The sequence below is a fragment of the Paraburkholderia sp. CI2 genome, assembly GCF_014201055.1.
GTDB lineage: Bacteria > Pseudomonadota > Gammaproteobacteria > Burkholderiales > Burkholderiaceae > Paraburkholderia > Paraburkholderia tuberum.
The window spans coordinates 1-10,970 of sequence record NZ_JACHDL010000055.1 but is presented as its reverse complement, the minus strand read 5'-3'; the positions used below and the strand labels follow the sequence as shown (position 1 = coordinate 10,970).

The following is a 10,970-nucleotide window of genomic DNA, read 5'->3' as shown; positions in this document are numbered from 1 at the left end:
GGCACGGATTCCAGATGCACCACTACCCCTTCCAAGCCAGGGGACCCGCTTATGAGCTTGCGGTTTGAGCTGTCTTCTTTGCCTACTTTCTTTGCTGCTGCAAAGAAAGTAGGTGCCGCCCCGCACAGGGGCAACGCTAATAGACCGATAAGACAGCAAGGAAAGGCCAACCAAGCCAGAACAACGACAAAAAAGCGCCCCGCCTCGCTTCAGGCAAACGTATCGACCAATCCAACCTGCTGCCGCACGGCAACACTCCCGATGGCATCGCTGGAGCTGTCCCCTGCAAGGGCACCGCCACCACCACTACCCCTCTTCCCATTCCCCCCACCCGCGCCAGCGCTCTGCTGTTGTTGCCCGCTCTGCCGCGCAAACCCATCACTCACACTCGCACTGCCAAGCCCAATCCCATTCGACTCCATCGCCTCGCGAAGCTTCGGCAACGCCGCCTCGACCGCCTCCCGCACCGACTGGTGCTGCGAAACGAACAGCGCATGCGCATGGTTATCCGCCACCTGCAACACGACCTGCAACGGCCCCAGATCCTTCGGATTGAGCGTCAGCTCAGCACTCTGCGAATGCGCATTCGACAAAAACACCACCTTCTGGCTCAGCGCGTCTTCCCAGTCGCTCGTGCCGACCTGCGGCGTCAACGCATTCGCGGCGGCGGCCGCGCTCGCATTGCCCGTACTCTGCGCTGCCGCCGTCGTGCTCGCCGCGTTCGCTGCCGCCTGCGTCGCGGCCAGCGCGGCGTTCGCCGCCTCGGACGCGCTGCGCGCCGAGGCGAGGTTGTCCGCCTGGCCGCTCGTCGCGGCCGCGGCGCTCAACGCATCAGCGGCCGACTTCGCTGCCGACGGATCGGCCAGCGCGGTCGCGGCGGCCGTCGCCGTCGACGTCGTGTGGGTCGTCGAGGCGCCCTTGCCGTTGCCGAACAGGCCGCCCGCGAGCGTCTTGTCGTCCGACGTGCCGTTCAGGCCGTTTTTCGTGCTGCCCAAGCCGCCCGCCGCGCTCGACACGCTCGCGGCTTTCGCGGCCGCGCCGGCAGCAAGCGCGGCCGCGGGCACCGCGCCCTGGCCGCTCGACAGCGCGGACAGCGCACTCTGCAACGCATCCTGCAGTGACTTCGGATCGACCGCGCCTTTCCTGCTTGCCGCGGTGGCCGCGAGCGTGCTCGTGGCCGTGCCGGCCAGCGCGCTCACCGCATCGGCGGCGGAGCTTGCGGCATCGGTCGTGGTGGTGGCGTTCGAGTCGGCGTTGTCGGCGACGACCTGTGCCTGCGCTTGCGCCTGAGCCTGGGCGGCAGCCGCAGCGGCGGCGAGCGCGCCAGCGTCGGTTTGCGCCTTGGTGTCTTTCTGCCTGGCTTGCGTCGCGCTCGCCTGGCTGTTCGATGTCTGCTGCGTTGGTGTCGTCGACGGCGTGGACGACGGCGATGACGCGCTGCTGCTGGCCGCGTTGCTCGCTGTGCCGTTGCCGTTCTGGCTGCCGCTCGCGCTCTGCTGCGAGGAAGCGGGCGGCGGCGCACCGGGCGCGCTCGGCGCCGAGGCTTGCGGCGCCGTCGCTGAACTGGTCTGCTGTTGATTCGCGCTGTTCTGCTGGTCGATGCTTTGCTGCAAGGTCTGCGCGAACGGGCTCGAGCCCGCGGCGTTCGCGGACGCGCTGCTCGACCCATTGCCGCTCGTGTCGAGCAGCGTGCTCAGTTGGGAGCCGATCTGTGAAAGAAGCGACATAAAGAATCCTGTGAATCGGTCGAACGGGTGTGCCGTAGGGCGTTAGCCGCGAGGCAAGGCCTCACGCGCCGTCGGCTCGCATGCGCAGACTCCGCGCCGCATATTCGTCGGCGTCGCGCTGTTCGCGCCGCGCCGCAACCTTCGCCTCGGCCGCCTCGCCGCGCGCCTGCAGCACTTCGTACGAGCCGAGCTTCTGCTTGTGGCGCTGCCAGTCGGGCTTCGCCGCCTCGAGGCGCGCGCTCGCCGCCGCGAGCAGGCTGCGCTGCTGCTCGATCGCGGCATCGAGCGTGTCGATGAACGCCTGGAAGTTGCGCATGTTGCCGGCCGGCATGCCTGACTGCGCGCTCTCCATGAAGCGTGCGTAGTATTCGTCGCGGTACTGCACGAGCGCATCGAGTTGCGCCTGTACGTCGTTGCGCTCGCGCTGCGCGCGGCCGAGCCGCTGCGCGGCGGCGTCCACGTCGTCCTGCGCGAGACCGATCAGCGTCTTGATCGGAAAATGTTTCGACATCGTCAGCCTCCTCGGCCCTAGGCAAACAGCGCGTTCAGCATGTCGATGCTCGGCTGGAAGTTCGCGCACTCGCGAAAGCCTTGCTGCAGGAACGCTTCCATCCGCGGATACAGCGCGATCGCGCGATCGAGCACCGCGTCGCGCCCGCTCGAATACGCGCCGACGTTGATCAGATCGCGGTTGCGCTGATAGCGCGACAGCATCTGCTTGAACATACGCGTTTTATTCAGATGGTTATCGTCGATCAGCGCGGTCATTGCCCGGCTAATCGACGCTTCGATATCGATCGCAGGGTAGTGGCCGGCTTCGGCGAGCGAGCGCGACAGCACGATGTGGCCGTCGAGAATCGCGCGCGCCGAGTCGGCGATCGGGTCCTGCTGGTCGTCGCCTTCGGTGAGCACCGTGTAGAACGCGGTGATCGAGCCGCCGCCCGCCGGTCCGTTGCCGGTGCGCTCGACGAGCGCCGGCAGCTTTGCGAACACCGACGGCGGATAACCCTTGGTCGCGGGCGGCTCGCCGATCGCGAGCGCGATCTCGCGCTGCGCCATCGCGTAACGGGTCAGCGAATCCATTAGCAGCAGCACGTGCTTGCCCTGGTCGCGGAAGTATTCGGCGAGCGAGGTCGAGTACGCGGCGGCCTGCATCCGTAACAGCGGCGACACGTCGGCCGGCGCGGCGATCACGACCGAGCGCGCCAACCCTTCCTCGCCGAGAATCTGTTCGATGAACTCCTTCACTTCGCGGCCACGTTCGCCGATCAGGCCGATCACGATCACCTCGGCGCTGGTGTAGCGCGCCATCGTGCCGAGCAGCACCGATTTACCGACGCCCGAACCCGCGAACAGCCCCATCCGTTGACCACGACCGACCGTCAACAGCGAGTTGATCGCGCGCACGCCGACGTCGAGCACCTTGTGAATCGGCTCGCGATTGAGCGGATTGATGACCGGCGCGGACAGCGGCGCGTCCTTTTGCGTGCCGAGCGGGCCGAGCCCGTCGAGCGGACGGCCGGATGCGTCGAGCACGCGGCCGAGCAATTCCCAGCCGACCGGTAGACGCTTCGCGCCCGCGAGCGGGTCGGCGATCGGCGCGCTTTCGAGCGGAAAGACCCGCGCGCCGGGCAACAGGCCGATCACTTCGGTGGTCGGCATCAGGAACAGCTTGTCGCCGGAGAAGCCGACCACTTCGGCTTCGGCCATCGGCAGCGAACTGCCGGGCGGCAACTCGATCATCACTTCGGCGCCGACCGACAGACGCAGGCCGACCGCCTCGAGCACGAGACCGGCCGCGCGTGTGAGACGCCCGCACGCGCGCAGCGGCTTCGCGATCGCGTTGCGCGCGCGCAGCGCGTCGAGCTGGCCGCGCCATGCCTGCATGTGGGGATTGATGTCGAGCGCGGGATCGTAGGACGGCGCGTGCGGAGCGTGAGCGGCGCAAGCACTGCGCGCGGCGTGGTCCGTCGCGGCGGACTCGCGGCTCGCCGCCGCGCCTGTCGCCGGATGTGCGCTCGCAGGAGCGTGCCATGCCGCATCCGGGGGCTCCGGAATAGCGGCCGACTCGACATCGGCCAGCGCCTCGGCGCCGAACGACGCCAACGCGAGCTCGCGTTCGAGCGGCGTCAGATCGCTCGCGCGGATCTCGTCGAGCGTCGGCTTCACCACGTGCTCACCTTGCCGAGCGCGGCGGCGACGCGCTGCCAGCGCGTGTCGATGCCCGCGTCGACCTCGCCGGTGCCGGCCTGCGCGCGGCAACCGCCACGCTCCACCGATGCGTCGGTGCGCACGGTCCAGCCGCGCGTTTGCAATTCATCGAGCAGATACGCCTCGACGACCGGCAGATCGGCGGGACTCACGATCAGCGCCGGCGCGCCGGCGAGCGCGGGCTCGGCCGCGAGTACCTCGCGCGCGGCCGCGATCAGCGCGATCGGGTCGTGCTGCACGTGCTGGCGCACGACCTGCTGCGCGATGTCGAGCGCGAGTGCGATCAGCGTTTCGGAGATCGCGTGCTGCGCGCCATCGAGCGCGCTCTTGAAGGTTTCGGCGAGCGCGGCGAGCCGCATCGCTTCCTCGCGCGCCTCGGTCTGGCCTTGCGCGAAACCCTGCGCGTGCCCCTGGTCATAGCCCGCCTGATAGCCGAGCGCCTGGCCGGCCACATGACCGGACGCGACGCCCTGTGCATGCGCGGCTTCGCGGCGGTGCTCGAGTTCGGCTTCGAACGCGCGCTCGTCGAACTCGGGTTCGGCCGGCGGCGGCGCTGGCGGAGCCGGGTCGAACGACGCCATCTCCCAGCGCTGGTAGGCCGAGAGGCTTTCCTTTGCCGGGGCGTTCGGATCAGACATAGGCGTCTTCCGCCTTGCCGCCTAGCGCGATCTGTCCGCTCTCGGCCAGGTTGCGCACGATCTGCAGGATGCGGCGCTGCTGCGTCTCGACTTCGGACACGCGTACCGGGCCGCGCGCGTCGAGGTCTTCGGCGAGCAACTCGGCCGCGCGCTGCGACATGTTCGACAGGAACTTCTGACGCAGCGCGGGCGCCGCGCCCTTCAGCGAGATGATCAGCGCTTCGGATTCGACTTCCTTCAGCAGCAGCTGGATCGCGCGGTCTTCGAGCTCGAGCAGATTCTCGAACACGAACATCTGGTCGATGATCTTCTGCGCGAGCTCGGCGTCGTACTGGCGCACGTTTTCGATGACGCCTTCCTCGTGGTTGCTCGACATGAAGTTCAGAATCTCGGCGGCCGTGCGGATACCGCCCATCGGGCTGCGCTTCAGGTTGTCGCTGCCGGACAAGAGGCCGGTCAGCACGTCGTCGAGCTCGCGCAGCGCGGCCGGCTGGATGCCGTCGAGCGTCGCGATCCGCAGCAGCACGTCGTTGCGCAGCCGGTCCGTGAAACAGCCGACGATCTCCGAAGCCTGATCGCGGTCCAGATGCACGAGGATCGTCGCGATGATCTGCGGATGCTCGTTCTTGATCAGTTCCGCGACCGCCGCCGAGTCCATCCACTTCAGGCCTTCGATGCCGCTCGTGTCGCTGCCCTGCAGGATCCGGTCGATGATCGCGCCGGCCTTGTCGTCGCCGAGCGCCTTGGTCAGCACGGAGCGGATGTAATCGCTCGAATCGAGCGACATGCCGGTGTGCTGCTCGGCCTCGCGCACGAACTCCTGCAGCACCTCGTCGACCTGCTCGCGGGTGACGTTCTTCAGCGCGGCCATCGCGACGCCGATTTTCTGAACCTCACGGGGGCCCAGAAACTTGAATACCTGCGCCGCCTCTTCCTCGCCGATCGACATCAGCAGCAGCGCGCTCTTCACTACGCCTTCAGCGCTCATCGGACACCCAGTTCTTGACGACGGTTGCTACGACCTTCGGATCCTGACGCGCGATGCTGCGCGCGAACTCCAGGTTCCGCTCGTATTTGTGCTTCGCGTTTTCGAGCGCGAGCTGCTCGCTATCCGCTTCGATTTCGACCACCGCGCCATCGCGCTCCTCGGCCGGGATGCCGTCGAGCAGCACCGGTTCGTCGGGCCCCATCAGCGCGGCAACCGGCTCGGGCGGCGGCGGGAAGGCGCGGCGCAACGCCGGCTTCACCATCACGAAGTAGAGGAACAGGGCCACCGCGCCGATGCCGAGGTACGTCGCGATCTGCTTGTACAGCGCGAGCATGTCGGGCGTGCGCCACCACGGCAGGTCGGCGTTCGGGTCGAGCTCGGTGGTAAACGCGCTGTTGACCACGTTGACCGAGTCGCCGCGCGACGCGTCGAAGCCCATCGCGTCCTTCACGAGCTGGGTGATCTGCGCGAGCTTGTCGGCGCTGACCGGCTGCATCGTCACGTGACCCTTCGGATCGACGACCCGCAGATAATTGACGACCACCGCGACCGACAGCCGGCGGATGCCGCCCATCGGCTGGTCGACGTGGCGCACGGTCTTGTCGAGCTCGTAGTTGGTGGTCGAATCCTTGCGGTCGCTGACCGGCGTCGTGGTGACCGAGCTCGCGCCGTTGCCGGCCACGATCGGTGCGGAGGCCGGCTGCGGCGGCTGGTTCGACAGCGCGCCCGGCACCCCCGAGGCGCCGCCTTGCGACATTTCGGTGGCGCTGCTCGACTGCTGGCTGCGGATCGCGGCCTGCTGCGGATTGCCGTTCGGGCCGTAGTTCTCGGAGGTCTGCTCGCTGTGCGAGAAGTCGATGTCGGCGCTGACCTGCGAGCGCGCGTTGCCGGCGCCGAACAGCGGCGCGAGGATCGTGTCGATGCGCTGCTGGGTGTTGCGCTCGATCTGCTGGCGGAACTTCAGCTGGGTCGCATCGAGTCCGCTGCCATTGGTGGGCTGCGTGAGCAGGTTGCCGTCCTGGTCGAGGATCGTCACGCCGCGCACCGGCATTTCCGGCACCGCCGACGCCACCATGTGCGTAATCGCGACGACCTGCCCTTCGTCGAGCACGCGGCCCGGGTACAGGTTCACGAGCACCGCCGCCGACGGCGCTTCCTTGTCGCGCACGAACACGCTCGGCTTCGGAATCGCGAGATGCACGCGCGCCGATTTGACGCTCGAGATCGCTTCGATCGTGCGTTCGAGTTCGCCTTCGAGCGCGCGCTGATAGTTGATCTGCTCGTCGAACTGGCTGATGCCGAATTTCTGGTTGTCCATCAGCTCGAAGCCGACCGAGCCACTCTTCGGCAGCCCCTGCGATGCGAGGCGCAGGCGCATCTCGTGGACCTGCTCGGCCGGCACGAGGATCGCGCTGCCGCTTTCGGACAGCTTGTACGGAATATTGGCCTGCTGCAGCGCGGTGATGATCGAGCCGCCGTCGCGGTCGGACAGATTGCTGTAGAGCACCTTGTAGCTGGGCGCGCGCGACCACAGGAACAGGCCGGCGACGACCGCCACCAGCAGCGCGACCGCGAACACGAGCGGCGCGCGCGGGTTGCCGCGCATCTGCGCGAGTCCGGACAGACGCTGGCCGAAATTGCCGCCGATACCTCCCAGGCCGCCGAGACCACCGAGGTCGGCAGTGCCGCCGGCCTGGCCGCTACCGGCCTGACCGGCAGCGGGCTGCGCGCCGGCGAGCCCCATACGGGCGTCGGGGTTGATCAAAGAGTTGGCTGACGAATCCATGCGTCGGGTTTCTCCGGGGAATGCCTTGGCGTTCTGTCGTGATGCCGCGCCGGGGCTCGGCGGACGGACAGAGACTTTCACGTTTGAAATTATCCGCAGCGCCGCTCAACCCGATTGCTTGAATAGAGCCGGGTTTCCCCTCTAGTTTCGGGACTTTCCGCGAGGAGCCGCTGCTATGCTTTCGTCCAGATCGGTACACCGTCCGGCGGTCCGATCGCACATCCAACGGAGAAAACATGACCATGCCCGTGAACGCGCTATCGTCGGCGCTGCAACAGATGCAGGCGATGGCGGCGCAGGCGGCCGGCGACGCGACCCCGGCGGCGGAGCAATCCGGCGCGGCGACGCCCACCAACTTCGCGGCGGCGCTGAAGGCTTCGCTCGACAAGATCAGCGGCGACCAGCAGAAGGCGATCGGCGAGTCGCAGGCGTTCGAGCTCGGCGCGTCGAACGTCTCGCTGAACGACGTGATGGTCGACATGCAGAAGGCCAACGTCGGCTTCCAGTTCGGCCTGCAGGTGCGCAACAAGCTGGTCGCCGCGTACAACGACATCGCGCAGATGTCGATCTGAGCGGGATCGCGCGTGTCCGCCTGAAGGACCGCCTGAAGGTCCACACCAGTCCCGTCCGACGGTCCGGCACGCCGCTGCCGGCGCTTGCGCCGGCGGCTTCGTGCCGTGTTTCCCGGGCCCGCCCAGCGGCGCTTTCGATCCTCCTTACACCGGACTAAAGCTTTGTCGTCGCGCATCCGATAACCCAATTACAGGTCAGCGACCGGCGCGTCGACGCGCCGCGCGGCCACGCCACGACTTAACCGCAGCCAGTATCAGAGGAGGAGCGCCGATGTTTTCCCAAGGGCACGCTGGAGCCAACGCGTATGCGCGTGTCGGTATCGAAACATCCGTGATGGGCGCAAGTCCGCATCGTCTGATCGTGTTGCTGTACCAGGGCGCACGCCAGGCGATCGCGCAAAGCCGCATGCATTTGCAGCAGGGCAACGTGGCCGAGCGTGGCATGGCGATCAGCAAGGCGATCCGGATCATCGAAAGCGGGCTGCAGCTGTCGCTCAACCTCGAGGTGGGCGGCGAAATCGCCGAACGGCTCAATGCTTTGTACGACTATATGGCGCGTCGACTGTTGCAAGCCAATATCAATCAGAGCGAGGCGATGCTCGTGGAGGTGGACCGTCTGCTCGCGACGCTCGAAGAGGCATGGATCGGGATAGCCCCGGAGATCGCGCGGATGGCAGCACAGCCAGCCGCGGAAAGTCTGAGATGACATCGAACGCAGAATATTTTGCCCGCTACGAGGCGATCGCGGCGCTGTCCTGCCGCATGCTGATGGCGGCCCGTCGCGCACTGTGGAACGACCTGGTGCACTTGCAGGAAGAGTATCGGCAGCTGGTCGAAGCGCTGCGCGAAGCCGACGTGGGCGTCAAGCTCGACGAGGCCGAACGCCTGCGCAAGTACGCGCTGATCCGCCAGATCCTCGCCGACGACGCCGCGATCCGCGACCTCGCGAATCCGTGCATGGCGCATCTGTCGGCGCTGTTCGCCGGCCGGTCGACGCGCGTGCTGAAGGAGTTGTACGGGGCGCGCTGAGCGCGAGCGGGCGCGCGCGTGAGCTGGCGCCACGCCGCATGCGTCTGAAGGATCGGAGCAATCAGAGCATCGCGCGCGTTGCCGCCGATGCGACCAAGGAACCGGCATGAACGGAATCGATTCGGCCCTCGCTTCGGTGCTGTCGAGCCGGATCGACAGCCTGCTCAGCATCGCGCCGGGAACCGCGACCACCTCGCAGACCGGCGCGGCCGGCGTCGATACCGCGGTTCCCGCGGCGCCTGCGAACGTGACGCCCGCGCCCCAGCCGTCCGCGCAAACCGCGCTGTCGGCCGTCGCGCTGACGCTGAATGCGATTGCGCACTCAGGCGGCGAGGCCACACCGGCGGTGCTCGGCCGCGCGCCGATCTGGGCGGCCGCTCCGGCGCTCGACGTCGCCATCGAAAGCTTGCCGCTGACCGATACGGCGGGCGCCGCGACAGTCAATTTCGCTGCCGGCGATTCCGCCGCTGCTGCCAGCACCAATCCCAATCCCAACGCTGCCGCCAGCGCAACCGCGACCGCCACCGCGAGCGTGGCGGCGACCGAAGTGCCGGTCGCGGCGCTCGCGGCCGCGCTGCAACAGACGCTCGCCGACAGCGGCCTGTTCTACGAGGCGCATCTCGCGGCGTGGCTGGTCGGCCAGCGTTCGCCGGCCCAACTGGCGAACGAGGCGCAGAACCAGCTCGTCGCAGATTCTCAATTGCCTCCCGACTGGAGCGCCGACGCTGGCGACGCGAGCGCGCGGTCCGCTGCGGCGAACGGAGCCCCCGAGGCAACGCCACGCGGCACGGCGAACGTTGCCGAGAACAACCCTGCCATGCACGCGATGCCGTCGATCCTGACCGCGCAGGCCGCGCGACTCGTCGCGGGCGAGCTGCTGGCCAGCTCGGTGTCCGACCTGAATGGCCAGTCCACGCACGCGGGGCTGCACAGCGCGGTGTCTCAGGCGGCCGATGCCGGTTCGTCGCAGAGCGCGCAGGCGATGGCGGCGGCGGTGCATCCGGTGACGGTGCCGCTCGTGCGCCAGCAGCTCGATCTGCTTGCGACCGGACAGTTCCGCTGGACCGGTGAGGCGTGGCCCGGCGCGCGTCTGGACTGGACGATCGAGCAGGATGGCGACGAATGGGACCGCAGCGGCGGCGGCCTCGCGAGCGAGGACGACCAGCCGTGGCGCACGCGCCTGACGCTGTCGCTGCCGACGCTCGGCACCGTCGATGCCGAACTGACGCTGACCGGCACGCGGCTGACCGCGCGCGTGCAGGCGAGCCCGCGGGGCGCCGCGCGGCTCGCGATGCAGGGGGACGGTTTCCGTCAGCGGCTCGCGGCGGCGGGGCTCGAGTTGCAGGGATTGACGATTCGCGAGATCGGCGGCGGTGTGCCTGGTACTACCGCGGCGGGCACCTCGGCGGCGGGTGCGCAGGCCGCGAGCGCGTATGCACGGTCGGCGTCGGCGGCTGTGGCCACGTCGACGGCGTCGGCGTCGGGCGCCGCATCGCGCGACGACCTCGATTGGGATATCTGATGAGCCGCACCCATCGTCGCAGCGCGGCTGCGCTTGTTTATGACGCTCATGGCGGCGAGCCCGCCCCGCGTCTGGTCGCCAAGGGGTATGGGCTGCTCGCTGAGATGATCGTGCAGCGCGCGAAGGAGGCAGGGCTGTATGTGCATGAGGCGCCCGAGATGGTGTCGCTGCTGATGCAAGTCGATCTGGATGCGCGGATTCCACCGCAGCTTTATCAGGCTGTCGCCGAGTTGCTGGCCTGGTTGCATCGGCTCGAGAGTGGGGTTGATGCTGAGACGGGCAATGGCGCTGGCGCGCCGGATGTGGTTGATGTTGTTGCTACTGATGTGCCTGGCGGCGCTAGTACTGCGGATCACTGAAGGTGTGTGTTTGCCCTTCTGCAGGGCGGGCGCTTTTTTGTCGTTGTTCTTTGCGGTGTTGGCCTTTCCTTGTTGTCTTATCGGTCTATTAGCGTTGCCCCTGTGCGGGGCGGCACCTACTTTCTTTGCTGCTGCAAA

11 protein-coding genes are annotated in these 10,970 nt (G+C 67.8%); 5 read left to right on the top strand and 6 right to left on the bottom strand.

Annotation, left to right across the window (positions count from 1 at the left end):
- Positions 1-209: 209 nt before the first annotated feature.
- From HDG32_RS35700 to fliF, 6 genes are all read right to left on the bottom strand, one after another.
- Entirely contained in the window at positions 210-1,727 is a 1,518-nt protein-coding gene (locus tag HDG32_RS35700) for a flagellar hook-length control protein FliK (protein WP_184074515.1), read from the bottom strand.
- Between the two features lie 61 nt (positions 1,728-1,788).
- Positions 1,789-2,238, bottom strand: coding sequence for a flagellar export protein FliJ (gene fliJ / locus HDG32_RS35695; RefSeq protein ID WP_018418748.1), 450 nt, complete (start codon positions 2,236-2,238; stop codon positions 1,789-1,791).
- Positions 2,239-2,255: 17 nt separating this feature from the next.
- Complete coding sequence (gene fliI, locus HDG32_RS35690) at positions 2,256-3,899, bottom strand: flagellar protein export ATPase FliI (protein WP_184074513.1); 1,644 nt, start codon at positions 3,897-3,899, stop codon at positions 2,256-2,258.
- Positions 3,893-4,576: a flagellar assembly protein FliH gene (fliH, locus tag HDG32_RS35685; RefSeq protein ID WP_184074511.1), complete on the bottom strand. Its 684-nt coding sequence runs from the start codon at positions 4,574-4,576 to the stop codon at positions 3,893-3,895. The genes fliI and fliH overlap by 7 nt, the downstream gene beginning before the upstream one ends.
- On the bottom strand, positions 4,569-5,564 hold the full coding sequence (fliG, locus tag HDG32_RS35680) for a flagellar motor switch protein FliG (protein WP_184074509.1): 996 nt from the start codon (positions 5,562-5,564) through the stop codon (positions 4,569-4,571). The genes fliH and fliG overlap by 8 nt, the downstream gene beginning before the upstream one ends.
- The gene (gene fliF, locus HDG32_RS35675; RefSeq protein ID WP_184074507.1) at positions 5,554-7,350 is read right to left on the bottom strand and encodes a flagellar basal-body MS-ring/collar protein FliF; all 1,797 of its coding nucleotides are present in this window, start codon (positions 7,348-7,350) and stop codon (positions 5,554-5,556) included. The genes fliG and fliF overlap by 11 nt, the downstream gene beginning before the upstream one ends.
- 236 nt (positions 7,351-7,586) lie before the next feature.
- On the opposite strand from fliF, the gene fliE reads away from it, so the two are divergent.
- From fliE to HDG32_RS35650, 5 genes are all read left to right on the top strand, one after another.
- Positions 7,587-7,922 carry a flagellar hook-basal body complex protein FliE gene (gene fliE / locus HDG32_RS35670; protein WP_184074505.1) on the top strand — a complete coding sequence of 112 codons (336 nt, stop codon included), beginning with the start codon at positions 7,587-7,589 and terminating at the stop codon, positions 7,920-7,922.
- A 271-nt stretch (positions 7,923-8,193) separates the two neighbouring features.
- Positions 8,194-8,628, top strand: coding sequence for a flagellar export chaperone FliS (gene fliS / locus HDG32_RS35665; protein ID WP_184074503.1), 435 nt, complete (start codon positions 8,194-8,196; stop codon positions 8,626-8,628).
- Positions 8,625-8,951, top strand: a complete 327-nt coding sequence (locus HDG32_RS35660) for a flagellar protein FliT (protein WP_184074501.1) — start codon at positions 8,625-8,627, stop codon at positions 8,949-8,951. The genes fliS and HDG32_RS35660 overlap by 4 nt, the downstream gene beginning before the upstream one ends.
- 106 nt (positions 8,952-9,057) lie before the next feature.
- Complete coding sequence (locus HDG32_RS35655; protein ID WP_184074499.1) at positions 9,058-10,473, top strand: flagellar hook-length control protein FliK; 1,416 nt, start codon at positions 9,058-9,060, stop codon at positions 10,471-10,473.
- A complete protein-coding gene (locus HDG32_RS35650; RefSeq protein WP_184074497.1) occupies positions 10,473-10,832 on the top strand; it encodes an EscU/YscU/HrcU family type III secretion system export apparatus switch protein in 360 nt (119 codons plus the stop codon). Before HDG32_RS35655 ends, HDG32_RS35650 begins: the two co-directional genes overlap by 1 nt.
- Positions 10,833-10,970: the final 138 nt, after the last annotated feature.

Bases quoted from the DNA above. Each gene is read 5' to 3' on its own strand.
- HDG32_RS35700 (WP_184074515.1), bottom strand. From the start codon at position 1,727: ATGTCGCTTCTTTCACAGATCGGCTCCCAACTGAGCACGCTGCTCGAC.
- fliJ (WP_018418748.1), bottom strand. From the start codon at position 2,238: ATGTCGAAACATTTTCCGATCAAGACGCTGATCGGTCTCGCGCAGGAC.
- fliH (WP_184074511.1), bottom strand. From the start codon at position 4,576: ATGTCTGATCCGAACGCCCCGGCAAAGGAAAGCCTCTCGGCCTACCAG.
- fliG (WP_184074509.1), bottom strand. From the start codon at position 5,564: ATGAGCGCTGAAGGCGTAGTGAAGAGCGCGCTGCTGCTGATGTCGATC.
- fliF (WP_184074507.1), bottom strand. From the start codon at position 7,350: ATGGATTCGTCAGCCAACTCTTTGATCAACCCCGACGCCCGTATGGGG.
- fliE (WP_184074505.1), top strand. From the start codon at position 7,587: ATGACCATGCCCGTGAACGCGCTATCGTCGGCGCTGCAACAGATGCAG.
- fliS (WP_184074503.1), top strand. From the start codon at position 8,194: ATGTTTTCCCAAGGGCACGCTGGAGCCAACGCGTATGCGCGTGTCGGT.
- HDG32_RS35660 (WP_184074501.1), top strand. From the start codon at position 8,625: ATGACATCGAACGCAGAATATTTTGCCCGCTACGAGGCGATCGCGGCG.
- HDG32_RS35655 (WP_184074499.1), top strand. From the start codon at position 9,058: ATGAACGGAATCGATTCGGCCCTCGCTTCGGTGCTGTCGAGCCGGATC.
- HDG32_RS35650 (WP_184074497.1), top strand. From the start codon at position 10,473: ATGAGCCGCACCCATCGTCGCAGCGCGGCTGCGCTTGTTTATGACGCT.